Origin of the sequence: Pseudoruminococcus massiliensis (assembly GCF_900291955.1) — a bacterium.
GTDB lineage: Bacteria > Bacillota > Clostridia > Oscillospirales > Acutalibacteraceae > Pseudoruminococcus > Pseudoruminococcus massiliensis.
Window position 1 is genome coordinate 72,775 of record NZ_OLMR01000003.1, and the last position, 23,771, is coordinate 96,545.

General features: G+C 34.9%; 26 protein-coding genes and 1 pseudogene. 17 read left to right on the plus strand and 10 right to left on the minus strand.

Going from position 1 to position 23,771, the window contains the following annotated elements; translation table 11 throughout:
- Positions 1-39 precede the first annotated feature (39 nt).
- From C9914_RS11760 to C9914_RS05725, 6 genes and pseudogenes are all read left to right on the plus strand, one after another.
- Positions 40-765 (plus strand): annotated as a pseudogene (locus tag C9914_RS11760) (amino acid ABC transporter substrate-binding protein); the annotation flags it as partial.
- 93 nt (positions 766-858) lie between these two features.
- Positions 859-1,494: an amino acid ABC transporter permease gene (locus C9914_RS11765; RefSeq protein WP_242972071.1), complete on the plus strand. Its 636-nt coding sequence runs from the start codon at positions 859-861 to the stop codon at positions 1,492-1,494.
- Between the two features lie 14 nt (positions 1,495-1,508).
- Positions 1,509-2,273, plus strand: coding sequence for an amino acid ABC transporter ATP-binding protein (locus tag C9914_RS05710; RefSeq protein WP_106764024.1), 765 nt, complete (start codon positions 1,509-1,511; stop codon positions 2,271-2,273).
- A gap of 201 nt (positions 2,274-2,474) precedes the next feature.
- Positions 2,475-3,485, plus strand: a complete 1,011-nt coding sequence (locus tag C9914_RS05715; RefSeq protein ID WP_106764026.1) for an ABC transporter substrate-binding protein — start codon at positions 2,475-2,477, stop codon at positions 3,483-3,485.
- 26 nt (positions 3,486-3,511) lie between these two features.
- Positions 3,512-4,474: an ABC transporter permease gene (locus C9914_RS05720; protein ID WP_106764028.1), complete on the plus strand. Its 963-nt coding sequence runs from the start codon at positions 3,512-3,514 to the stop codon at positions 4,472-4,474.
- Positions 4,475-4,477: 3 nt separating this feature from the next.
- Positions 4,478-5,275: an ABC transporter ATP-binding protein gene (locus tag C9914_RS05725; protein ID WP_022265196.1), complete on the plus strand. Its 798-nt coding sequence runs from the start codon at positions 4,478-4,480 to the stop codon at positions 5,273-5,275.
- Positions 5,276-5,353: 78 nt separating this feature from the next.
- On the opposite strand, the gene C9914_RS05730 is transcribed toward C9914_RS05725, so the two are convergent.
- A complete protein-coding gene (locus C9914_RS05730) occupies positions 5,354-6,253 on the minus strand; it encodes a LysR family transcriptional regulator (RefSeq protein ID WP_106764029.1) in 900 nt (299 codons plus the stop codon).
- A 564-nt stretch (positions 6,254-6,817) separates the two neighbouring features.
- Between C9914_RS05730 and C9914_RS05735 the strand changes: the two genes are divergently transcribed.
- Genes C9914_RS05735 through C9914_RS05745 form a run of 3 tightly spaced genes read left to right on the plus strand, consistent with a single transcriptional unit; the run spans position 6,818 to position 9,269 of the window.
- Complete coding sequence (locus C9914_RS05735; RefSeq protein ID WP_106764031.1) at positions 6,818-8,224, plus strand: sodium-dependent transporter; 1,407 nt, start codon at positions 6,818-6,820, stop codon at positions 8,222-8,224.
- A 29-nt stretch (positions 8,225-8,253) separates the two neighbouring features.
- Positions 8,254-8,955: an AzlC family ABC transporter permease gene (locus tag C9914_RS05740; RefSeq protein ID WP_022265193.1), complete on the plus strand. Its 702-nt coding sequence runs from the start codon at positions 8,254-8,256 to the stop codon at positions 8,953-8,955.
- The gene (locus C9914_RS05745; RefSeq protein WP_022265192.1) at positions 8,952-9,269 is read left to right on the plus strand and encodes an AzlD domain-containing protein; all 318 of its coding nucleotides are present in this window, start codon (positions 8,952-8,954) and stop codon (positions 9,267-9,269) included. The genes C9914_RS05740 and C9914_RS05745 overlap by 4 nt, the downstream gene beginning before the upstream one ends.
- A 347-nt stretch (positions 9,270-9,616) precedes the next feature.
- On the opposite strand, the gene trxB is transcribed toward C9914_RS05745, so the two are convergent.
- On the minus strand, positions 9,617-10,546 hold the full coding sequence (gene trxB, locus C9914_RS05750) for a thioredoxin-disulfide reductase (RefSeq protein WP_106764033.1): 930 nt from the start codon (positions 10,544-10,546) through the stop codon (positions 9,617-9,619).
- A gap of 26 nt (positions 10,547-10,572) precedes the next feature.
- On the minus strand, positions 10,573-11,034 hold the full coding sequence (locus tag C9914_RS05755) for a YfcE family phosphodiesterase (protein WP_022265190.1): 462 nt from the start codon (positions 11,032-11,034) through the stop codon (positions 10,573-10,575).
- A gap of 63 nt (positions 11,035-11,097) precedes the next feature.
- On the opposite strand from C9914_RS05755, the gene C9914_RS11485 reads away from it, so the two are divergent.
- Genes C9914_RS11485 through C9914_RS05765 form a run of 3 tightly spaced genes read left to right on the plus strand, consistent with a single transcriptional unit; the run spans position 11,098 to position 11,970 of the window.
- Positions 11,098-11,253: a hypothetical protein gene (locus tag C9914_RS11485; protein WP_022265189.1), complete on the plus strand. Its 156-nt coding sequence runs from the start codon at positions 11,098-11,100 to the stop codon at positions 11,251-11,253.
- 3 nt (positions 11,254-11,256) lie between these two features.
- Positions 11,257-11,625 (plus strand): hypothetical protein, encoded by a 369-nt coding sequence (locus C9914_RS05760; RefSeq protein ID WP_022265188.1) that lies wholly within the window; start codon positions 11,257-11,259, stop codon positions 11,623-11,625.
- Between the two features lie 12 nt (positions 11,626-11,637).
- Positions 11,638-11,970: a hypothetical protein gene (locus C9914_RS05765; RefSeq protein WP_106764034.1), complete on the plus strand. Its 333-nt coding sequence runs from the start codon at positions 11,638-11,640 to the stop codon at positions 11,968-11,970.
- Here C9914_RS05765 and C9914_RS05770 read toward each other — a convergent pair.
- Genes C9914_RS05770 through proB form a run of 3 tightly spaced genes read right to left on the minus strand, consistent with a single transcriptional unit; the run spans position 11,963 to position 14,664 of the window.
- Entirely contained in the window at positions 11,963-13,207 is a 1,245-nt protein-coding gene (locus C9914_RS05770) for a glutamate-5-semialdehyde dehydrogenase (RefSeq protein ID WP_106764036.1), read from the minus strand. The two genes, C9914_RS05765 and C9914_RS05770, sit on opposite strands and share 8 nt — an antisense overlap.
- 1 nt (position 13,208) lies before the next feature.
- Complete coding sequence (locus C9914_RS05775) at positions 13,209-13,838, minus strand: hypothetical protein (protein ID WP_022265185.1); 630 nt, start codon at positions 13,836-13,838, stop codon at positions 13,209-13,211.
- A 22-nt stretch (positions 13,839-13,860) separates the two neighbouring features.
- Positions 13,861-14,664, minus strand: a complete 804-nt coding sequence (proB, locus tag C9914_RS05780) for a glutamate 5-kinase (protein ID WP_106764038.1) — start codon at positions 14,662-14,664, stop codon at positions 13,861-13,863.
- A 444-nt stretch (positions 14,665-15,108) separates the two neighbouring features.
- Here proB and C9914_RS05785 point away from each other — a divergent pair, with 444 nt between their 5' ends.
- The 5 genes from C9914_RS05785 (at position 15,109) to C9914_RS05805 (ending at position 20,592) form a co-directional block, all read left to right on the plus strand.
- Positions 15,109-15,462, plus strand: coding sequence for a NusG domain II-containing protein (locus C9914_RS05785; protein ID WP_158707343.1), 354 nt, complete (start codon positions 15,109-15,111; stop codon positions 15,460-15,462).
- Between the two features lie 10 nt (positions 15,463-15,472).
- Positions 15,473-16,030, plus strand: a complete 558-nt coding sequence (locus tag C9914_RS05790) for a Gx transporter family protein (RefSeq protein ID WP_242972065.1) — start codon at positions 15,473-15,475, stop codon at positions 16,028-16,030.
- A gap of 110 nt (positions 16,031-16,140) precedes the next feature.
- Positions 16,141-17,679, plus strand: coding sequence for an FMN-binding protein (locus C9914_RS05795; RefSeq protein ID WP_106764042.1), 1,539 nt, complete (start codon positions 16,141-16,143; stop codon positions 17,677-17,679).
- 1 nt (position 17,680) lies between these two features.
- Positions 17,681-18,751, plus strand: a complete 1,071-nt coding sequence (locus tag C9914_RS05800; protein WP_158707344.1) for an FAD:protein FMN transferase — start codon at positions 17,681-17,683, stop codon at positions 18,749-18,751.
- 137 nt (positions 18,752-18,888) lie between these two features.
- Positions 18,889-20,592, plus strand: coding sequence for a hypothetical protein (locus C9914_RS05805; RefSeq protein ID WP_106764045.1), 1,704 nt, complete (start codon positions 18,889-18,891; stop codon positions 20,590-20,592).
- A gap of 443 nt (positions 20,593-21,035) precedes the next feature.
- Here C9914_RS05805 and C9914_RS05810 read toward each other — a convergent pair whose 3' ends face one another.
- From C9914_RS05810 to C9914_RS05825, 4 genes are read right to left on the minus strand one after another with little or no spacing between them, the layout of a single operon-like run.
- Positions 21,036-21,782, minus strand: a complete 747-nt coding sequence (locus C9914_RS05810; RefSeq protein WP_158707345.1) for a GNAT family N-acetyltransferase — start codon at positions 21,780-21,782, stop codon at positions 21,036-21,038.
- A complete protein-coding gene (locus C9914_RS05815; RefSeq protein WP_106764048.1) occupies positions 21,769-22,281 on the minus strand; it encodes an HD domain-containing protein in 513 nt (170 codons plus the stop codon). The genes C9914_RS05810 and C9914_RS05815 overlap by 14 nt, the downstream gene beginning before the upstream one ends.
- Positions 22,268-23,200 (minus strand): DMT family transporter, encoded by a 933-nt coding sequence (locus C9914_RS05820; protein WP_147351944.1) that lies wholly within the window; start codon positions 23,198-23,200, stop codon positions 22,268-22,270. Before C9914_RS05820 ends, C9914_RS05815 begins: the two co-directional genes overlap by 14 nt.
- Complete coding sequence (locus tag C9914_RS05825) at positions 23,190-23,768, minus strand: hypothetical protein (RefSeq protein ID WP_158707346.1); 579 nt, start codon at positions 23,766-23,768, stop codon at positions 23,190-23,192. Before C9914_RS05825 ends, C9914_RS05820 begins: the two co-directional genes overlap by 11 nt.
- Positions 23,769-23,771 lie beyond the last annotated feature (3 nt).

Below are 23,771 nucleotides of genomic sequence, written 5' to 3' on the forward strand. Positions count from 1 at the left end.
AGAACGATAGTGTGTTTATTAGCTGCTATCACATTCATTATGACATTTCAATGTCTGATTTGTTCAGCAACAAATGACAGAGAAGAATTTACCATAGGTTTTGACGCAGAATTTCCGCCATATGGATATAAAAGCGAAAGTGGCGAATATGTAGGTTTTGATATAGACCTTGCTCAAGAGGTTTGTAATCGTAAGGGTTGGACACTTAAAAAACAGCCTATTGAATGGAATTCTAAAGATATGGAATTGAGTTCAGGTTCTATTGATTGTATATGGAATGGCTTTACAATGAATGGCAGAGAATCAAAGTATACTTGGAGTACGCCATATGTAGATAATTCTCAGGTTGTTATTGTAAAAGCTGATTCTGATATTAAAGAATTATCAGACCTTTCTGGAAAGATAGTTGCTGTTCAAGCTGATAGTTCCGCTCTTGCTGCTCTGACTAGCGATGATGCCACAGCTGAAAACAAGAAATTAGCAAAATCTTTCGCGGAACTTCAACAGGTTGGAGATTATAATAGTGCATTTATGAATCTCGAATCTGGTGCAGTGCAAGCAATATGTATGGATATTGGCGTTGCAAATTATGAGATTAAATCTCGTGGCAATAAATTTAAAATGCTTAATGATAAGATTTCCACTGAAAAGTATGCTATCGGATTTCAGCTTGGTAATATAGAACTAAGAAATGAGGTTCAAGGTGCTCTCCTCGAAATGCTGTCTGATGGAACATTTGAGGAGATTGCTAAAAGGTGGGGTTTGGAAGAAAGCGTTTGTCTTTCAGCAGATGATAAGTACATAGACAGCACTGACACTTCAACGACAAATGATGATTTCTGGCAGCAGCTTGGTCAGATAACAGTACAGCTTTTAGAAGGCTTGCTTGCAACCTTGACAATATTTGTGCTTACATTACTTTTCTCACTTCCACTTGGCTTGCTTGTTGCAGCAGGTAGAATGTGTAAAATTGCACCAATACGCTGGCTTGTGAAAATATATATTTCGATAGTAAGAGGAACACCTCTTATGTTACAACTTTTGGTTGTATTCTTTGGTCCTTATTATCTCTTTGGCATAGAGCTTTCATCAAGTTATCGTTTCTATGCGGTAATTATTGGTTTCTCAGTAAACTATGCGGCGTATTTCGCAGAAATTTATCGTTCTGGTATTCAGGCTGTACCTAAAGGTCAATATGAAGCTTGTACTGTTCTTGGATATAGCAGAACACAGACTTTCTTTAAGATAATTTTCCCGCAGATGGTAAAGAATATTATTCCATCAGTAACCAATGAAGTTATTACACTTGTTAAGGATACATCACTTGCATTCGCACTCTCATATACAGAAATGTTTACTATTGCAAAGCAGATTGCAGCATCTAAAACTACAATTATGCCATTGTTCATAGCAGGTGTATTCTACTACATTTTCAATTTTATAGTTGCGTTCATAATGGAAAGAATCGAAAAGAAAATGAATTATTACAAATAAGGAGGGGAAATACTATGAATTTATTAGAAGTTAAAAATATCAGCAAGAGCTTTGACGATTTACAGGTTCTTAAAGATATAAGTCTTTCTGTAAATGAGAAAGAAGTTGTTTCTATACTTGGCCCATCTGGTTCTGGTAAGTCAACTTTTTTGAGATGTATGACATTTCTTGAAAAAATTGATGACGGAAGTATGAACTTCTGCGGAGAAGAGGCTGTAAATTCTGAGAGCGGTTATCCAGTTTATGCTAATAAGAAAAAGCTAAAACAGATACAGGGATATTTTGGCTTGGTTTTTCAGAATTTTAATCTTTTCCCACATTATTCAGTTATGAAAAATATATGTGATGCTCCTATCCATGTTCAAAAAAGAAATAAAGATGAAGTAGCTGAAGAGGCAAAGGAGCTTCTAAAAAAAATGGGACTTGCTGATAAAGCAGACTATTATCCTTATCAGCTTTCAGGAGGTCAGCAACAAAGAATTGCAATAGCGAGAGCATTAGCGATGAAGCCTAAGATGTTGTTTTTCGATGAGCCTACATCAGCCCTTGACCCTGAACTTACAGCAGAAATTTTAAGTGTTCTCAAGGCTTTAGCAGCAGAAAAAATGACTATGATAATAGTTACACACGAAATAGATTTTGCGAGAAGCGTTTCTGATAGAGTTGTATTTATGGATAAGGGTCTTATTGTTGAAGAAGGTTCGCCTAAAGATGTTATTGATAATCCTAAGAATGAACGCACAAAAACTTTCTTGAAAAAAATGCAGGCTGAACTTTAAGTTATTAATAAGATTAATATTATACAATTTTTATAACCGTTTTGCTATACTTGTTAAGTGAAACGGTTATTTTCTGTTTTATATGATTTTTGAAGAAATTTGCTTAAACTTTTAAAAAAAAGATTGAGTTTTTATATATCTTGTTATATAATAGATTATGTTGACTTTTCTAAACACAAATGTACATTAGGAGGAAAAAATATGAAAAAATCTAAGAAAATTTTAAGTATGGGACTTGCGGCTCTTACCGCTCTTACAATGTCTATAAGTATGACAGGCTGTGGAAGTTCTGATTCATCAGTATCTTCAGTAGATGGAAATTCAGATAACAGCAAGGTGTATAATATTGGTATTTGCCAGCTCATACAGCATGAGGCTCTTGACGCAGCTACAAAGGGCTTTAAAGATACTTTAACAGAGAAACTTGGTTCAAAAGTTAAATTTGACGAACAAAATGCACAGGGTGATTCAGCAAACTGTACAACAATCTGTAATCAGTTTGTTTCATCAAATGTTGACCTTATTCTTGGCAATGGTACAGCAGCTTTGCAGGCAGCTTATACAAACACAGATAAAATTCCAGTTCTTGGAACATCAATTACAGACTATGCAACTGCTCTTGATATAAAGGACTGGACAGGTGTTTCTAATATGAATGTTTCAGGTACATCAGACCTTGCACCACTTGAAGAGCAGGCTAAGATGCTTAATGAAATTTTCCCTGACGCTAAAAATGTTGGTATCCTTTATTGCTCAGCAGAGGCTAACTCTAAATATCAGGCTGATACAATTACACCTTTCTTAGAGAAATTTGGATATAAGGTTAGCTCATATACATTCTCTGATTCTAATGATATTGCAGCTATTGCTAAAGATGCTTGTGATAAGAATGATGTGCTTTATATTCCAACAGATAATACTGCTGCAAATAATACTGGAATAATCAACAATATTGCTATTGCTGCAAAGACTCCTATAATTGCAGGTGAAGAGGGTATCTGTAAGGGTTGTGGCGTAGCAACACTTTCTATCAGTTATTATGAGCTTGGTCAAAAAACAGGTGAAATGGCATATGATATTCTTGTAAATGGCAAAGATATTTCTAAAATGGAAATCAAATCTGCACCTAATGTCACAAAAATGTATGATGCAGAAAGATGCAAAGAACTTGGTGTAAAGATTCCTGATGGTTATACCGCTATTAAAAAATAAAAAATAAAACATATGGAGAATCAGTTATGGATATTGTTTCATACTTTTCATCCTTAGATTTCATGAGCTTCCTTAATGCACTTCCTGGAAATATAGCACAGGGAATCATTTGGGGCTTGATGGGTTTAGGAGTATTTATAACTTATAAACTTCTGCATTTTGCAGATTTGAGTGTTGATGGTTCATTTGCAACTGGTGGTGCAGTTACTGCTATTATGCTGATAAACGGTTGTCCGATATGGGTTGCTATGCTTGTAGCTGTTGCGGCGGGTCTACTGGCTGGTTTGGTCACAGGCTTGCTACATACACTTCTTGGAATACCTGATATTCTTTCAGGTATTCTTACACAGATTGCATTATATTCTATAAATTTGAATATAATGGGAAAATCAAACCTTCCAATAAGTTATAGAAACTATTCATTAGTTATTTCAGCAAGTAATATTAATATGGCAATCATAATTGCACTTATAGTGGTTGCAATTGTTATAGTTGCTATGTATTGGTACTTTGGCACAGAGCAAGGAACAACTATTCGTTCAACAGGAAGTAACCCAGCTATGAGTAAGGCTCAAGGTATAAACATAAACTTCACAAAGGTTATTGCACTTGCACTTTCTAATGCAGTTGTCGCATTCTCTGGCTCAATCTTTTCACAATATCAAGGATTTGCTGATGTAAATATGGGCAGAGGTGCAATAGTTATAGGTCTTGCTGCTGTCATTATTGGTGAAGTTCTTGGAGAAGCAATTTTCCGCAAGCATATAAATTTTATTATCAGACTCATTTTTGTTATTGTTGGTGGAATACTCTATTATATCGCAATGGGAATAGTTCTTTGGCTCAAGATGCCAACAGACGATACAAAGCTATTTACAGCAATTATAGTTGCTATTTTCCTTGCTGTTCCGAATATTCGTAGTAGAGCTACAAATTCCTTTAAAAAGGTAGCAAAGCAAAATTCTAAAGCACAAAAAGTGGAGGGTTAATAAATGCTTGAAATTAAAGAAATTTACAAAACCTTCAACAAAGGCACAGTCAATGAGAAACACGCTCTTAATGGAGTAAATCTTACACTTAATGAGGGAGATTTCTGTACAGTTATAGGTGGTAATGGAGCAGGAAAGTCTACAACACTTAATGCTATTGCAGGTGTATGGCCTGTTGATAGCGGAGCTATAATAATTGATGGCAAAGATGTTTCTGGACTTTCTGAGCATAAAAGAGCACCTTATCTTGGAAGAGTTTTTCAGGACCCTATGACTGGAACTGTTGCTGATATGGAAATCATAGAAAATCTTGCTCTTGCTGCTCGCAGAGGTAAACGTAGGGGTCTTTCTTGGGGTGTAAAAGCTAAAGAAAGAGAAAAGTATAGAGAACTCCTTGCAGAGTTTGAACTTGGTCTTGAAGATAGAATGAGTTCTAAGGTTGGACTTCTTTCAGGTGGTCAGCGACAGGCTATAACACTTCTTATGGCTACATTGCAAAAACCAAAGCTTTTATTGCTTGATGAACACACAGCAGCACTTGACCCTAAAACAGCTTCAAAGGTTCTTGAGCTGAGTGACAAAATTATCAAAGAAAATAATCTCACAGCTCTTATGGTTACACATAATATGAAAGATGCTATTGTTCATGGCAATCGTCTTATAATGATGAATAACGGAAAGGTAATTCTTGATATTTCTGGCGAAGAAAAGAAAAAACTTACAGTTGATGAGCTTCTTAAGAAATTTGAGATGGTAAGTAATTCTAAGCTTGAAAATGACCGTATGCTTCTTTCAAATTAACAAATAATATTAAATAGTCACTTTTGTTTATATTGTTTATATATAAAAACAAAAGTGACATTATTTTTGAGACAATTATTATTGGATATATTGCTTAAGGGCTTCTATATAAGCAATAGTTAAATGGCTGAAACTTGATTTTTGATGTGTGACTATGCCAATGTGCATATTTCCTTCTTTGATTAGTGGTACGGAGGCGATATTGCCATTAAGTTCTTCATCAATAACTCCACTACAAACTGTATAACCATTTAAACCAATGAGCAAATTAAATAGAGAGGCTCTATCACGAACCCTTATGTTTTTAGGTCTTTCTACAATGCTGAAAATCTCTTCGGAATAGTAAAAAGAATTATGTTCACCTTGCTCAAATGATAAATATGGGTATTTATCAAGCTCTTCCATAGTAACAGATTCTCTATTTGCCAATGGGTGGCTTTTGCTGATAAATATATGGGGTTGTGCAACAAAAAGCTCAGTAAATTTCAAGCCTTTAGATTTAAGAATTTTCTTAAGGACAACTTCGTTAAAACTATTCATATATAAAATGCCGATTTCGCTTTTCATATTAGCAACATCTTCTATTATCTCGTAAGTCTGAGTTTCTCTTAGAGAAAAATCGTATTTATCACCACCATATTCTTTTACAAGGTCTACAAAGGCATTTACAGCAAATGAATAGTGTTGAGTTGATATACAGAATTGTTTTTTAATTATAGAGTTTGTATGCTTATATTTTTCTTCCAATAAATTAGCTTGCTCAAGGACTTGCCTCGCATAAGACAAGAACTGTTCACCATCTTTTGATATTGTTATTCCTTTATTTGTACGAACAAAAATAGTAATTCCCATTTCTTTTTCAAGCTCTTTAATAGCTTTAGTAAGGCTTGGTTGAGATATATATAATTCATTTGCAGCTTCTGTGATAGTGCCTTTTTCGGCAACCATAGCTGCATACCTTAATTGTAAAAGTGTCAATCATAACGCCTCCAATAAATTTTCACGCATTAATTATACTTTAAAATCAATATGTTTTCAATATTAAAAAGCATAAACTGTGAGTGTATCCATAGTGACGATTTCCTTTGGTAACTTAATTCTACTACGAAATCGTTTCTATTGAGAGATTATTTTTTATTATTTCATCTTAATTTTACAATCTGCGAGTTTAAAAACCGCTCTCAAGTAATTAAAAATTGAAAGCGATTATTTAGATTTTGTCAAGAAAAGTTAAGAAATCCAGATTTTATTAATCATGGTGTACCCTCGGTTAGTGAACTTGTAATGGGTTATATAGAGTATATTTATATTTCACCCCGATTGATTACATTATTTTTTGTTTACTCATTAAAACCCTGGAAGTTTATTAATATTTAGTTGAGAAGTAGGACTATTAATGATATAATAATATGGTGTATTTTGATGGAAATTTTAGCTTTTTAAATCTATAAGATTTTAATTTATGTAGGGGGTACATTAATATACAGCTAAAAATTTTCAAAAATATGCTAGCATAAAATAATAGGAGGATTAAGTTGATTTATGGAAACGCATACAAAACGAAATTCGTTTAAAGGTTCAATTGGCTTTGTACTTGCTGCAGCAGGTAGTGCTGTTGGTTTAGGAAATATATGGAGATTTCCGTATTTGGCAGCAAAAGATGGCGGAGGAATGTTCCTTGTAATTTACATCATTCTTGCACTTACCTTTGGCTTTACCATACTTATAACAGAAGTCGCAATCGGAAGAAAAACAAAACAAAGTCCTTTAACTGCTTATGGTAAGCTTAATAAAAAATGGAAAGGCTTAGGAGTGATTGCCTGCCTTGTCCCTATAATTATTTTACCTTATTATTGTGCTATTGGTGGTTGGGTACTTAAATATTTTCTTATTTATCTTACTGGAAATGGTTCAAGTGCGGCTCAAGATGGATACTTTACATCATTTATTTCAGGAAGCTATGAGCCTATCATTATGCTTTTACTCTTTCTTTTTGCAACAGCATTTGTCATATTTAGAGGAGTAAATAAAGGTATAGAGTCATTTTCAAAAATTCTTATGCCAATCTTGATTTTGCTTGTTGTTGTTATTGCTATATTTTCACTTACAATTAGTCATACAGACGAAAATGGTGTTACAAGAACAGGTCTGCAGGGACTTATGGTTTATGTTGTTCCGAATTTTGAAGGAATGACCATAAAAAGTTTTTTCTCAGTTTTGCTTGATGCTATGGGACAGCTATTTTTCAGTTTGAGCGTTGCAATGGGTATTATGATTGCCTATGGTTCATATGTCAGTGATGAAGCTGACCTTAAAAAGTCAATAAATCAGATTGAAATTTTTGATACAGCAGTAGCTTTTCTTGCTGGTGTTATGATTATTCCAGCCGTATTTACATTTGCTGGTACTGAAGGAATGGAAGCATCTGGTCCAAGCCTGATGTTTGTTTCATTGCCGAAAGTTTTTGCGGCTATGGGTTCGATAGGAAATGTTGTAGGCTGTCTTTTCTTTGCGATGGTACTTTTTGCAGCTATAACAAGTTCTGTGTCTGTTATGGAGGCGATAGTATCAAGTTTTATGGATAAGTTTAAATTTTCAAGAGTAAAAGCAGCCTCTCTTGAAACAGTGATTGCCATAGTAGTAGGTATAGTTGTTTGCTTGGGATATAATATATTTTATTTTGAAATGCCATTGCCAAACGGTACAACTGCACAAATTCTTGATATTATGGATTATATAAGCAATAACTTCTTTATGCCATTAGTAGCGATAGGCACTTGTATTCTTATTGGTTGGATTGTCAAGCCAAAAACAGTTATTGATGAAGTCGAGAAAAATGGAGAAAAAATGGGCAGAAAAAGGCTATATATTGTAATGATTAAATATATTGCTTTGATTATGCTTGTTTTACTTTTCTTGAAATCAATAGGTGTTTTGACGATAATATAATACTTATTAAGAGCTACGTGGAGTAAGATATGACAGATTTTAAAAAAGGCTTGAAAGATGGTATACCAATAGCCTTAGGATATATCTCTGTTTCTTTTACATTTGGATTGCAAGCAGTAGGTGTAGGTTTAGCTTGGTGGGAAGCAGTTATGATTTCTTTTACAAACATAACATCTGCTGGACAATTTGCAGGTCTTGATATAATGGTAAGAGGCGGAGGTTTTTGGATGGAAATGGCTTGCACTCAATTTATAATAAATCTCAGATATGCTTTGATGTCGTTATCTCTGTCGCAAAAAACAGATAAAAGTGTAAGGGGTATACATCGATGGATAATAGGCTTTGGAATTACTGATGAAATATTTGCAGTGTCAATGGGAAATGAAAAAGAAATAAGCAACAAATATCTTTACGGTCTAATTCTTCTTCCAGTTTTGGGTTGGACAGGCGGAACATTTTTGGGTGTTACTGTTGGAAGTGTTTTGCCAAGCGTTGTAAGAGATTCTATGTGCATAGCTATTTATGGAATGTTTATTGCAATAATAGTTCCACCTGCTAAGAAAAACTCATCAATACTAAAAGTTGTGGTTATATCTGTAATTTTAAGTTGTGCATTTAAATGGTTACCTCTTTTGAATAATGTTTCAAGCGGTTTTGTAATCATTATATGTACGATAATTGCAGCATCAATTGGTGCAATTTTCTTTCCTATTAAGGAGGAAAAAGAATGATTATAAGAGATTTTTTTATTTATCTTTTTATTATGGCAGGTGTTACATATCTTATAAGAGTTTTACCGTTTGTGATTTTCAAAGGTAAAATCACAAACACATTTATAAAGAGCTTCCTTTATTATGTACCATATGCTGTGCTTGGTGCAATGACATTCCCAGCAATATTATTTTCAACTGGTAATTATATCTCATCTATTGCAGGCCTTATAGTGGCTTGTATAATGGCTTTTAAGGAAAAAAGCTTATTGATAGTAGCAATTTTCGCCTGTGTTACGGCATTAGCAATAAATTTAATTTGTATGGTAATATAAAATAAAAAGATTATAATATTTCGTGCATATAAATAAACAGACAATGAAAAAACGACCTCCCATGGCAGATTTAAAGAAGTTGCCATAGGAGGTTTTGTTATGCCAAGAGAATATTAACATATACAACAATATGAGAAAAAAATTATTGAATTTGAAAGAACAAGGATTAACATATCGAAAAAGCAAATATTAATTTTTATAACAAATATTGTATTCAATTAAAAGAAAACTGACTCCGCTTGAAAAACGAAATCAGTTTGTTGTTTAAAATTTAATTTTCTATCTTAAGTAGCTTTTTTGTACTGTTTATACAATTTTAGGCAGTGTATTTAACCAAGCTTGGATTTTTATTTTATAATTTGGTTTATATAATTTTCAGCAGAAATAGCCGCATTAGCACCGTCCGAAACAGCAGTTACAACCTGTCTTAGAGCCTTTGTTCGGACATCACCTGCAACAAATATTCCAGAAACAGAAGTCTTGCCTGTTTCGTCCGCAACAACATAGCCACTTTTATCAAGCTCAACTAAGCCTTTAAGAATTTGAGAATTAGGATTAGAACCAATCGCAATAAAAGCACCTTCAGCGTTAAGCTCAGCTGTCTTGCCAGTCTTTGTGTTTTTTAATGAGATAGAAGAAAGATGTTTATCGCCATTAAACGAAGTGGGAATAGCATTATAAATAATATCAATATTAACAGTATCGTTAGCTTTGTTTTGTAATGATTTTGCTGCACGAAGTTTTTCTCCACGATATATTACGAATACTTGCTTACATATTTTCGAGAGCAAGAGAGCATCACCAAGGGCAGTGTCGCCACCACCAATAACAACAGTTGTCTTATCTTTGAAAAATGCACCATCACAAACTGCACAATAAGAAACACCAGCACCTCTGAGTGCGAATTCTCCGTCAATACCAAGCTTTCTATGAGAAGCACCCGCCGCATAGATAATAGCCTTTACAGAAAGAAGATTATCACTTTTAAATTTTATAACAAAGCTACCATTTGCACTTTTTTCAATTTTAATAACTTCATCCTCAATAAATTCAGTGCCATATGCCTGTGCGTGAGCCTTGAATTTCTCACCAAGTTCATATCCTTCAATATTTGGAAGACCTGGATAGTTATCAATACAATCGCTTTCTACAATTTGACCTGTGGACATATAATCCCTTTCGCAAACAACTGTTGAACGCATAGCCCTGCCAGTATAAATAGCTGCCGCAAGCCCTGCTGGACCACTTCCGATAATTAAAACATCAACTGAACGCATAGGAAAAGCACCTCACTAAAAATAATTTATAATTTAATAATATTAGTCATAATACCAGATGGGGTAATATCAACAATGCCGTAAGTTCCTGTATATCCTATTGAACCAGGATTCATAATATACATTCCGTCATCATATGCTGTATAAGGAACATGAGTATGACCAAAAAGAAGAATATCAGTATCAAGCAAATGAGCCTGATTGATTATCTGTGAATAACCAGATTTAACCCCGAAAAGGTGTCCATGAGTTACGAAGATATGCTTATTCTCAAGAGTAATTTCCTCGGAATAACGCTTTTCAGAACACCAATCACAATTACCCCTTACAGAAATAATCATCTTGTCAGGAATAGTTACAGCAAGAGTATCCATATCCTCGTTGCCATCTCCACAAAACACTACAACTTCCGCAGAAGACTGGCTTAATACAGCTTTCTGAAGTGAATAAAAATCCTTGTGTGAATCTGATACAACTACTATTCTCATATTTACCTCCATTAACATATAATGTTATCAGCACGAATAAAATATATACAGGTGGTGATTTTTATGGATAAAAAAGAAATCGAAAAGCTCATAAATTCTTTAGACCAAGTGCAAAAAAGCAAGCTTATGAATGCACTCGCAAATAAATCTGAAGCTGAACGCATATTAAGAACGCCAGAAGCACAAGCCATTATGAAAAAGCTTAAAGGAGAGAAGTAACCTATGGACGACATGTCTCAAAAGCTTATGTCATTGATGAATGACCCCGAAATCATGAGCAAAATACAGGGATTAAGTGGGCTTTTGAGTCAAGGCGAACCACAGGAACAGCCTAAGCCAAAGCCTCCAGAACCTCCTCCAAAGCCGAACGAATCAATGCTTCCTATGGATATGATGGGCACAATGATGAAAATTATGCCTATATTGAATACATTCAAAGAAGATGATGAAACAACCTGTCTACTTAAAGCATTAAGACCCTTTTTAAGTGAAGAGAAGCGTAAAAAGCTTGACGAGGGAATTCGTCTGATGCGAATAATGCGTTTACTGCCACTTCTTAAAGGAACAGATATGTTTGAAATGTTCAGATAAAGGAGGCTTGCTATGAATTCTTCAGATGATGATATAGGCAGAATGCAACAGGAAGCTGTGAGGCGTGTTCGGGATATGCAACAAAGGGCAAAGAATATATCCGCCTCAAGAACAGGCAGACAGCAAACTCCAAAGACACAAGATAAACTGCCTGAAATTCACGAAACCGAACCGACAGAACCTCCAGAACCACCTGAAATATCAGAAAGCAAAAAGCCAAATGATATTTTAGAGGGATTTTTTAAGGATAAGGAAAAAAGCCTTATCCTTTTGCTCTTGGTACTTCTAAGTGGCGAAGAGGATAACAATGGCATTATGCTTGCACTTCTTTATTTGCTTATCTGATTTGACCATCACCCTCAATGATAAATTTCATAGAGGTAAGCTCGTTAAGTCCCATGGGACCTCTTGCGTGAATTTTCTGTGTAGAAATTCCTATTTCTGCACCGAGACCGAACATTCCTCCGTCAGTAAATCTTGTTGAAGCATTAACATATACAGCGGCAGCATCAACCTCATTCTTGAAACGGTTAGCGTTCTTATAGTTTTCAGTTACAATGCACTCGCTGTGACCGCTTGAATACTTTGTGATATGAGCAATAGCCTCATCAATGTTGTCAACAACCTTAACTGCAAGAATATAATCAAGATATTCTGTTGCCCAGTCAGCCTCAATTGCAGGAATAACGCTGTCACCAAGAATTTCTCTTGTACGCTCACAGCCACGAAGCTCAACATTTTTTTCATCAAGCCTTGCCTTAATTACAGGCAGGGCTTTTTCTGCGATATTCTTATGTACAAGAATAGTTTCAATCGCATTGCAAACAGATGGGCGAGAAGTTTTTGCATTATATATAATGTTGGCAGCCATATCAATATCCGCACTTTCATCAACAAAAACATGGCAGTTGCCAACACCAGTTTCGATAACAGGAACTTTTGCATTTTCAACGACAGCTTTGATAAGACCTGCACCACCACGAGGAATGAGCAAATCGAGATAATCAACAAGTCCCATAAGTTCAACAGATGATTGGCGAGTTGTATCCTCAATAAGTTGGATACAATTCTTATCAAGCACAGATTTTTCAAGAGCAGAACGCATAATATCTGCAATGCACTTGTTTGAATTGATAGCTTCCTTACCACCACGAAGAATTACTGCATTTCCGCTTTTAAGGCAAAGAGAAGCAGCATCAGAAGTAACATTTGGACGAGCCTCAAATATAATTCCTATAACACCAATCGGAACACGAACTTTAGTTATATTAAGCCCATTAGGACGCTTGCTTCCGCTAAGAACTGCACCGATAGGGTCTGGCAAAGCCGCAACATCAAGTACACCTTGAGCCATACCTTCAATACGAGCCTTGCTAAGGCTGAGTCTATCTATAATAGATTCTGTAAGACCGTTTGCACGACCATTATCAACATCAATTTTATTTGCTGCAAGAATAGCGTCTGTATTATCTATAAGAGCCTTAGCAATAAGCTTTAATGCGTCATTCTTTTCTTCGCCCATTACAGCAAGTGTACGAGCAGCCTCTTTGGCTTTTTTACCCATTTCCTCAAGAATAGTCATTTTATTGCACCTCATCTTTTATCATAATTAAATCTTTAGCATAGGGGAGAGTCTTTATAAAATCGCAGAAAGTATGCCATTCATCAAGCTTGTGACCCTTTCTTGCATAATATATATTTATAAGAGTTTCATAATTTAGTGAGCAGGTTCTCATTTGGTTATAGCTTGATGGCAAAAGTTGAATTATATCATACCAATATTGCTTATCTTTAGTTTCAGTATATTTCAATCGAAGCTCTTCAAGTTTTGCAATAATAGTATCAAAGAAAGCCATAGAATCTTCATCTAATTTATCAAGACTGAAATCATCACGAGAAAATTCCTTGCTGTGAATCTTATGCATAGTGCTTGTAGAGTTTGCAACAGTAGCAACCTTATAAGTATCATATTCTTTCCACCAGTACATAGGTGCTGTAACATCAACTGAAATAAATATCTGTCTTAGATATTTTCTGTGGTCGCTGCCCGCTCTCGCCAGCCTCTTTGCAAGTCCGAGGTCGTTTTCTCCAAGAATATACTGTCCATTTTCATCATAGTAGCTATCACTTCTTGCCCAACTGTTAAGCGGATTTCTTGCACCTCTCATAGCATTTTCAAGGTTCATTACAGAGATTCGTTCTACCTTTAGCAATGTGTTTCACTCCAATTTTAAATTACTTGCTTGCAAGAAACATAGTTCCTACACTTTCGCCCTGAATAAGGTTTAAAAGTCTTTCAGGAGCATTCCCGTTCATAACACAGCAATTTATTCCGGCTTCATTTGCGACAGCCGCTGCAGAAACCTTTGTAATCATACCGCCAGTACCTCTGTTCGAGCCTGAACCGCTTGCCATTTTACGAATATCGTCATCAATAAGCTTAACAACTTCAAAGCGTTTTGCGTCTTTATTTTTTCTTGGGTCGCAGTCATAAAGTCCGTCAATATCAGACATAATAACAAGCAAATCAGCATCAAGCAAATCGGCAACAATTGCTGAGAGATTATCGTTATCGCCGAAGTTATTTCCAACAAGCTCATCAATAGCAACAGTATCGTTTTCGTTTACTATCGGAATAATTCCCATCTCAAGAAGAGTGCTGAAAGTATTATAAGCATTTTGGCGGAGATGTTCGTTAAAGAGAACATTCTTTGTCAAAAGAACCTGAGCAACGGTATGATTATATTCTCCAAAAACCTTATCATACATAAACATAAGCTCGCATTGACCGACAGCGGCAACAGCCTGTTTATAACGGGTTTCCTTGGGTCTTTCAGGAAGATTAAGCTTACCAAAGCCAACGCCGATAGCACCTGAGCTTACAAGTATAACTTGCTTGCCCATATTTTGGAGGTCACTCAGAACCTTACAAAGATTTTCAAAATTTTTAAGATTAAGTTTTCCATTTTCGTATGTCAAGGTTGAAGTACCAACCTTAACAACGATTCTTCTTGATAATAATTCGTTCAATTCATTCAGTCCTATTTTACAAATTTTAGCATTATTACTCTAAGTGCCTTATAATTATACCAAAAATATCAAGGTTTTACAAGTAGAAAATAACTCTAAAATGCTTTCAGAATAAAAAGCCATTTTTAGTTGCAAATTCACAGTTAAAAACAGCTTGATTAAAGATTTTAAATTAACTTTTGTTGACGCTTACCATCAATTTGCGTATAATAAATTAAAATTACAGAAAATCTTATTATTGACAACAAATTTCCGTTGTGATAAAATAATCGGCAGACGGAATATATTACCATTGTGTCGAAATATATTGACCATATGTGTAAATTATGTATTTCCGAAACATAATTTAATATTCAGGGAGAAATCCCTATATTTTTTAAAGTGCAGTTAATCAACACTAACTAAAAAGAGATGATAATTATAAAAAGAAATATTATTTGTGCCATAATTTTTGTGCTGATACTGATAACTTCAACTGTTGCAGTGCTTGCGATAAATAATAATGCAAAAAATCAAGATGAAAAAATCGCCCGCATTTATCAGGACAAAAAACTTATCTATACAATAGATTTAAATTCTGTTAAAGAAACATATAGATTAACCATAGATGGCGAGGATAAGTCTGAAAATATAGTAGAGGTACGAAACGGCAGTATAGGAATTATAGAAGCAAGCTGTACCGACCATATCTGTATAGATACAGGATTTATAGATAATTCATCTGTACCCGTTGTTTGCTTGCCGAATAAAATCATCATAGAAATTTCGGATAATACAGATAATTCCATAGATGCAGTTGCAAATTAGGTGATGTGAATTGAGAGAGAATAATAGCTTAAATATAAGAAAGATAGCGATTCTTTCAATGTTTGTTACAATATCATTGACAATATTTGTGCTTGAAAGTTTAATGCCACCAGTAATCAATATTCCTGGAATAAAGCCTGGCTTTGCAAATATAGTAACGCTGTTTTTGCTTGTAAATACTAACAAACGCTCTGCATTTACAGTTTTAATTGTAAGAATAATTTTAGCTTCAATATTTGCTGGACAGATAATGTCCTTATTTTATAGCCTTTCGGGTGGTATACTTAGTTTACTTGCAATGAGCATAGTTCTATACATAACAAAGAAAAAGACAGTATGGTTTGCAAGTGTTGTAGGAGCAATTTTTCATAATATAGGACAGATTTTAGCTGCAGTTGTAGTTTTAGGCTCATGGACGGTTATTTGTTATTTACCTGTACTTTTAATTTCAGGTTGTATAACAGGTCTGATAACAGGCTTAATTACTGAATTTCTTGATAGAAGTCTTGCTAAGGGAGCTTTTCTTGATAGGCTTAATAAGATACTTTGTGTTAAAAAAGTATCTTAAAGTTAGCTATCACTAATTTATAGGGGTGGGGATTTAATGCTAATAAGAAAGATTTTGTCGGGATTTTTGTAGCTTAAATTTCGATAAAAATAAAAAATGGAGGGATAATAATGCTACTTATAATTTCACTTGTGCTTGCAGTAGCTTTTGTCTTTTTATGTGGAAAAGCTCTCAAAAAGCACCCAATTTTGTTTTACAGCGGAGCAGGAATAATAACTATTGTATTGGCACTCATTCCGTTTGATGGCGTACCTGATTTTGTCAATAATTACATTCTTGCTTTATTCAGGAGAGGTTCTCTTGCAACAGCAATTTTCATCATTGTTATGTATACGGGAGCGTTGAAAAATGGTTCTGCACTAATGAAAAAGCTGATTGTCATTCGTGGTGAACTTTCGATTATGGCTTCAATAATGATACTTTGCCATAATATTTTCTTTGGAAAAATCTATTTTGTAAGACTTTTTACATCAGCTTCAACAATGCCAGTAACACAGCTTCTTGCTGCTATCGCATCATTGCTAATGCTTGTTATTATGATACCACTTACAATAATGTCATTTCCAAAGGTAAGAAAGAAAATGAAGCCAAAGCTTTGGAAAAGACTTCAGCGTTTTGCATATGTTTTTTACGCTCTGATTTATATTCATATCTTCCTTTTGACATATTCAAGTGCACAGGCTCGCCGAGGAGATTACGCACTCAGTCTCATTCTTTATACAATAGTTTTTGGTGTATACCTTGTAATGCGTGTAAGAAAATATCTTCTTAAAAAGAACTCAAATATCAAGCTTGCTCTTAATGCAGGTTCAGGAATTTGTACAGTGGGAATTGTTGGAGCAGTTTGCCTCTTTGTATTTTTAAGCAATGGAAATACTGCAGCACCTGCAAGAATACCAGTTAAAACCTTTGCATATTCCTCAGAAGGTTCTGTTGCCACTGCTGATAATTCTAATGCAGAAAGCCAGCTTCATGTTGAAACCTCAGAAGTAAGTCAAATCTCAGAAACAACATCAGTTAAAAGCAAAGAAGAATCTCAGTCAACAGCTTCTGAAAGCTCAAAAACTTCATTAACATCATCAGCTTCATCAAAAGTAGAGAGTAAGTTAACAGAGAATGAAACATCAAAGAGCAATTCTCAAAGTAGCCAAATCACAACAAAAGATAATAGCATTTCTAATAATACCACGCAAAGCAGTAAACCATCCGCTTCAAATAACAATAATAGCAGTTCATCAAGCAAAAATAATATAAGCTCAAAGCCATCAACTTCGAAGCCAAACCAATCTATAACAAGTAAGCCATCAAATAGTGGTAATACTGTTTCAAAGCCTGAAACATCAGCACAAGAAACATCAAAAGTACCTATTGTACAAAATAAGTATAAGGACGGAAAGTTCAGCGGTTCGGCCTATGGTTATGATGGAAATATCTATGTAACAATCACAATTAAGGACGATATAATCACAAATATAGAGGCAACGTCAGACGAAAGCGACCTTTGGTATTTTGAGAGCTGTGTTCAAAATGTAACATCACAAATTATTGCAAGTCAAAGCACAAGTGTTGATGCAACAAGTGGTGCTACATACTCCTCAGAGGGTATCATGGCAGCGGTTGAACAGGCTTTGAACAGTGCAAAGAATTGATATGAAAAAACGAATTTTAGCTTTAATAATGGTAACTCTTTTTTTTAATCTTACAGCTTGTAATAATTCAAACGGAAAAACCTCATCAGTTTATGAAATTTCTCTTAGCAGTGATTACGATAATAGCAACGAAAAAAGTTTGTCATTTTTTGCAATGGATACTTATATGAATTTTAAGGCTTATGGCGAAAATGCAAAAACTGCTGTAAATGAGGCATCAGCTCTTGTAGAGGATTTGGAAAATAAGCTTTCTGTAACAAACCCCGAAAGTGAAATTTCCAAGATAAATTCTTCTGCAAATAATGCAATAAAGATTTCAGAAGATACGCTTGCACTTATATCAACTGCTCTTGATGTCAATAAAAAAAGCGGTGGTGCGTTTGATATTACAATCTATCCAATAGTTAAGCTTTGGGGTTTTACAACAGGGAAGTATGAAGTTCCAAATAAGGAAGAAATTTTAAAAAATCTTGAATATGTTGATAGTTCAAATATTACGCTTAACGAAAAAGAAGGTACAGTAACAGTTCCCCAAAATATAGAAATAGACCTTGGTGGTATTGCAAAGGGCTATGCTGGCAAGAAAGCCGCAGAAAAAATTCGTTCTATGGGAATAGAGAGTGCTTTGCTTAATCTTGGTGGAAATATTCAGACAATAGGTTCAAAACCCGATGGCAGTGCGTGGGGAGTTTCTATATGCAATCCCGAAGATTCCTCAAAACAACTTTGTCGTATTGAAGTAGTAGATAAGGCAGTTGTAACATCTGGTGGCTATCAGAGATATTTTGAGGAAAACGGTAAGAGTTATCATCATATAATAGACCCTAAAAGCGGATATCCAGCAGAAAACGGCTTGCTTTCTGTAACGATTGTCGATGAAGACGGTATGCTTTGCGACGCACTTTCAACAACACTTTTTGTTTTAGGAAAAGACAAGGCTCTTGAATATTGCGAAAAATACGGTATAGAAGCCATTCTTATGACTGATGATAAGAAAATCTATGTCACAGATGGATTAAAAGAAAGCTTTTCTATAATTGACCAGACATCAGGCTATTTTCTCGCAGAATAGTTTACCCATAAAATTCTAAAAATTTTTTATTTTGCTTTATTGACTTTTGGAAAAATTAGGTATAAAATAAAGGCAGTTAGTTATAACTAATTAGATTATTAGAAAAAACTAACCAAAATATTTTAGGGAGGTTCGTTATGAACAGCAAAAAAACAGTTTCAGCTGTTTTGGCGACAGCACTGGTTCTTAGTGTAACATCAAGTGCAGCGTTTGCGTCAAATAGCAGCAAAAATTCCGCAGACTATGTTTACGGTACAATGAAGATTTCGTATCACGATTTTTATTTAGGAGAAAATGTTGATACAACAAAGGGTGTTACAAGCACTGATTATGTTGATGCAGTAAGCTCTGCTACTATGAATAAGTATACAAACCAAAACCTCAACGCAGGGACGTATACTTCAGAAAATGCAGACAACACAATGGGATATATCAACGGTGTTATTTTCCCTGTAAAGGTTTCAGCAGAAGATTATGCAAAGCTTAAATCAGCAAGTAATTTTGATGAGCTTGGCTTTACTGAACTTACAGAAGTTCCAGCAGTATATAAGGAGCTTACAGTAGATAATGGTGTTCTTTCGTTTAGTGAAGCTGAAGGAAAGACAGAAACCGTAGATGCAAACTATACATTCTCAACAAGTTCAAAATATGGTGACTATCAGATTTCCTTAAGCAATGTAAATGACATTTTCAATGATAATGTAGTTTATGGTGTAGTTCTTGAAACAGCAGAAGGCGATGATTACGGCCTTTATTCACAGGAAAACATCTGGAAAAACACCAAGCTTGCATGGTCAACAGGTTTTACAACAGAAGCTCATGGTTGTCCACTTCGTTCAGAACCTTATGAGGCGATTATGGGTGAAACCCTCGATAATGTACAGTATATCACAGCTAATGGTATCTATAATTTCACAATGAATCAATATGTTGCAATTAAGCACAACGGTAGTATTGATGTTAATGATGCTTATATTACAGACGGTTCAACAAGTTGCCTTGTAAGCGATATTCCAAACGATTTCGAGCCACAGGTTACAGTTGAGGGGCTTGATAGCACATATAGCAACGATAAACTCAATTTCACAAATGCAGTTCCTAATAAGTATACAGCAGTTTTGTCTGATGCAAAGGGCAAGTATGCAAGCGTTTCAACAGATTTCACACTAAAGACAACTGCTCAGGCATCACTTAAAGACGGTCAGCTTCTCCTTGATGATAAGACAGACGGTGTTGCAGATTATATCTCAGCATTTACATCTATCTCTATAACTGACCCTAATGGCGGAGTTATTAAGTATATCGAAAAAGAAAGAGGTAAGCCTACTTATACAGCCGATATATTTGACGCTAATGGAGTTATAGATATTGATGCACAATATACAGCCGCTACAACAACAGGTAAGGGTGCAAGTGCTGTAACAACTTATGAATATGGCCCTGTATTCGGTGTAGATGGAGAATATCAGATTGTTATTCAGGCAAATGGTTATGATACTGCTACACTTTCTTATACAGTAAACAGAGAGCCATCTGCTCCTGAATCATCAGAGGAATCTTCAAACGATGAATCCTCAAATGAAGATTCAAATGTTGTTTCTGACGAATCATCATTTGAACCATCAGAGCCAAGTGATGTTGAAAGCTCAGAAGAAACATCAAATAATGAGCCTTCCGAAGTAAATAGCAATACAGAAAATACAAGTAGCACAAATACATCTAACGGCAAAGACGCAGGAACAGTTGAAACAGGGGCAAACGAAACAGCTGCAGGAATTGCACTTGTCTTTATTGTAGCTGCATTGGTCGCATCAATTCTTTACAGATTTAAGAAATCTTAAATTTTAAAATTTAACCATAACCTATGAAATAGAACTGGTATCGTTTTTCGGTGCCAGTTCTAATCGTTAGTCAATACTAACGATTAGCTAATAAATTTCCCCAAAACAATAAAACAAGCAAAGAAAAATGGCATATTGTTGTAAAACTTACTGAGGGCAGAACAAGCCTTGACAGAGATTATATAGATATATTACAGCAAGGAAGAAAGTTCAAGATTTATCTGAATACAGCATTTGAGCTTGAAGTTTATGATGAAAAAGACAAAAAGCTTAAAACACTTCCAGCCGTTGGTGCAAAGGCATCAAATGCAGAGTTTAAGCAGATGAAGAAACAGCTATGCTTGCAAATAGATGCTGGACAGTCGATGCGTGGGAAAGCTTTCTCAAAACAAATGAATAAAAAACGGTGCAGTTCCGAAAAGGTTCTGCACCATTTTTATGTATTAAGCTTGTATAGAAATTCCAGTATATTCATAATCAAGCTTGTAGCCAAGCCATTCTGCAAGATGTAAGGAAACCTCGTGGGCAGCGTCCCAAGAGGGCAACCTACCTTGCTTCAAACTTTCCTTTATAAACTCATATGAAGCAATTCTTGCAAGTCCACGCTTGCGAAAATCTGGATTAGTAGCTATTATAACCTCATATCCGCTGCTATAATAGCTAAAAGAAGTAGCACCACAAACTAATTTATCATTGTATGTTATGCCAAAACCTAAGCCGTTTTTGAGAAAATCATAACAGCCATTGAAATTATTGCAAAAACCATCTGACCAATTCTCATTCATAGCTTGGGTATATAAGTCTTTATCAAAGCGTTTGAGAGCAAAACCATCGGTTAGTTTGTATGAATATTCAGGCAAGTTAGGAAATTCTTTGATAGTTTCAAAGCGTCTTTGTATATGTGCCTTTTCGCCATAATGCTTTATTATCTCATCACGAATTTCTTTGTTATCTGAAATAAAGACTAAGTGTCCATTTCCGATAAAATTCATAAATTCATTAAGAAATGCCTTATCAAGAACGCCACCAATATAGATATAACCAAGAAAAGCGATTGCCATTTTAGGATTTTCGCTTTCACCATATACATCTCCCATAAGTCCCTCAAGACAGCTTGTAAGAGCCGTATCACTTATACCCTTAAAGAGATGTGCGGAATTTTTAATTTGCTGTAAATTAAGTTTTATCATTTTGATTATTCTCCAATGCAAAAATATCATTTAGCATTTTCGTTGCGGTTTTAGTTTTAAAAAGCTTATTTCGTACATTTATGATTGCATTTTTTGAAAGATTATCCTCATAGGCATTAACAAGAAAATCAGCCTCAACGAGTATCTGATAGTCAAGACCGTCAATCATATTATAGGTGTGGTGGTGTCCGACAAGAAAGCATACACGCTCGATTATTTTTTCATCAACGCCAAGCTTGTTAAGTAGCTTTTCAGCCTCGTCAGGACCAAGCATTTCTTGATATTTTCCCGAAGAACTGCCATAAAGTTCTTCGCTTTTCTTTATGCCAATATCGTGTACAGCCGCCGCAATTTCAAGAATTTCCTGATTTTCAGCAGAAAGTTTCTCAGCCTCACCGATAGTTTTTGAAAAGGCATAGACTTTAAGAAAATGCCCAACACGCTTAGGGTCGCTCGAAAAATATTCGGTCATTGCTGAAATCACTTTAGTTATGTTCATTAACCTTCCTCCTCAGATTAACAAAGACAATGCCCGCAGTTACGAGCAATATAGAAATCAGATTAGGGATAGTAAAAATATTCTCTCCAAGTACAATTCCCGAAGTAATCGTACCAAAAACAGGAATCATAAGCGTAAATGTGCTTATGATACTTACATCATTATGCTTGAGCAAAACAGTCCATATAGCAAAGGATACGCTTGAAATCAACGAAAGATACGCCATAACTATAAAACAATCAAGCGAAGTGAAAGCGATTCCGCCTGAGAAAAGCATACCAATGATAATTAGTAAACCTCCGCCGATAGTAAGCTGTGCCGCCGAAACAAAAACAGGGTCAGAATCTTTTGAAATCTTCTTTGCAAAAATATTGCCCAAAGCACCGCAAAGATTAGATAGAAATAAAAAGCTGTCACCTATAAAGGAAAATTCGCCAATAAAATTTCCGCCACCAATATTTATAAGCACAATACCACAAAAGCCTATGCAACAGCCAATAAGCTTTTTAGCTGTAATCTTATCGCCCTTAAAGAAAAGCGGTGCAAGTAAAACTCCCAAAAAAGCCGAAAATGAAGTATATATTGAAGATTTAGTTCCGGTAACAAAGACAAGAGCAACATAGAGAAAAATATATTGCAAGGCTGTCTGCATTATTCCGAGTGAGGCCATTTTGACAAGCTCTCTTTGTTTAGGAACAAAAAATTTCTTTCTCATTATTGTAAGAGCAATATAGACAACTACTCCAGCCGAAAAAAATCTTACTCCTGCAAAGACAAGCATAGATGGAATATCATTACTTTCTATTGAGAATATTTTATAACCTTGTTTGATTGCCGCAAAAGCAGTTCCCCATAGAGCGGTACAAAGCAGAGCTAAAAGTGTAACAACAAGTTTGTTTTTCAGAAGATTATTCTTCAATGTTGTCAGCACCAGATTTCTTTAGCAATTCTGAGATATTATCTCTTTTAGCTTTAAGTTCATTAGCTTTTTCACGCTCATTAAAAAGTTCAGCTTTTATAATTTTTTCATCATAAAGCCTTACAAGCATAGAAAGCAAAAAGTTATCATTGTTATATTTTGAGATTTTTTCAGATAGAATGTCAAAGGCTTTTTCAAATTCTGCATATTCCTCAAGAGCGGATATGTATAATCTCATAGCTTCAGCATTGAGGTTTTCAGTATCGACGCTGTCAAGCAAATTATGACCATCACACCTTTCTCCACGCCTGTTCATAAGCATAGTTCTGAGTATAGTAAGTTCGTCCTTGCATTCTGAATTATCAGTATCAAGAATATGTCTTTCTGCTCGTTCAATGTCATTTATTTTTATTAAAAATTCAATACATAAAAGCCTTGTAGAAGTTTCATAGCTGATAAAGGCACAGCAATCGTTGAGGTATAATTCAAGATATTTAGGACTTTTTCTTGTTTCAGAAGCTATAAAAAGTTTTTGTTTAACATGTTCTAAAGTTTGTTGTTTATCCATTTG

Coding starts and splice junctions, on each gene's coding strand:
- C9914_RS05710 (WP_106764024.1), top strand. CDS start 1,509: ATGAATTTATTAGAAGTTAAAAATATCAGCAAGAGCTTTGACGATTTA.
- C9914_RS05715 (WP_106764026.1), top strand. CDS start 2,475: ATGAAAAAATCTAAGAAAATTTTAAGTATGGGACTTGCGGCTCTTACC.
- C9914_RS05720 (WP_106764028.1), top strand. CDS start 3,512: ATGGATATTGTTTCATACTTTTCATCCTTAGATTTCATGAGCTTCCTT.
- C9914_RS05725 (WP_022265196.1), top strand. CDS start 4,478: ATGCTTGAAATTAAAGAAATTTACAAAACCTTCAACAAAGGCACAGTC.
- C9914_RS05735 (WP_106764031.1), top strand. CDS start 6,818: ATGGAAACGCATACAAAACGAAATTCGTTTAAAGGTTCAATTGGCTTT.
- C9914_RS05740 (WP_022265193.1), top strand. CDS start 8,254: ATGACAGATTTTAAAAAAGGCTTGAAAGATGGTATACCAATAGCCTTA.
- C9914_RS05745 (WP_022265192.1), top strand. CDS start 8,952: ATGATTATAAGAGATTTTTTTATTTATCTTTTTATTATGGCAGGTGTT.
- trxB (WP_106764033.1), bottom strand. CDS start 10,546: ATGCGTTCAGTTGATGTTTTAATTATCGGAAGTGGTCCAGCAGGGCTT.
- C9914_RS05755 (WP_022265190.1), bottom strand. CDS start 11,034: ATGAGAATAGTAGTTGTATCAGATTCACACAAGGATTTTTATTCACTT.
- C9914_RS11485 (WP_022265189.1), top strand. CDS start 11,098: ATGGATAAAAAAGAAATCGAAAAGCTCATAAATTCTTTAGACCAAGTG.
- C9914_RS05760 (WP_022265188.1), top strand. CDS start 11,257: ATGGACGACATGTCTCAAAAGCTTATGTCATTGATGAATGACCCCGAA.
- C9914_RS05765 (WP_106764034.1), top strand. CDS start 11,638: ATGAATTCTTCAGATGATGATATAGGCAGAATGCAACAGGAAGCTGTG.
- C9914_RS05770 (WP_106764036.1), bottom strand. CDS start 13,207: ATGACTATTCTTGAGGAAATGGGTAAAAAAGCCAAAGAGGCTGCTCGT.
- C9914_RS05795 (WP_106764042.1), top strand. CDS start 16,141: ATGCTACTTATAATTTCACTTGTGCTTGCAGTAGCTTTTGTCTTTTTA.
- C9914_RS05800 (WP_158707344.1), top strand. CDS start 17,681: ATGAAAAAACGAATTTTAGCTTTAATAATGGTAACTCTTTTTTTTAAT.
- C9914_RS05805 (WP_106764045.1), top strand. CDS start 18,889: ATGAACAGCAAAAAAACAGTTTCAGCTGTTTTGGCGACAGCACTGGTT.
- C9914_RS05810 (WP_158707345.1), bottom strand. CDS start 21,782: ATGATAAAACTTAATTTACAGCAAATTAAAAATTCCGCACATCTCTTT.
- C9914_RS05815 (WP_106764048.1), bottom strand. CDS start 22,281: ATGAACATAACTAAAGTGATTTCAGCAATGACCGAATATTTTTCGAGC.
- C9914_RS05825 (WP_158707346.1), bottom strand. CDS start 23,768: ATGGATAAACAACAAACTTTAGAACATGTTAAACAAAAACTTTTTATA.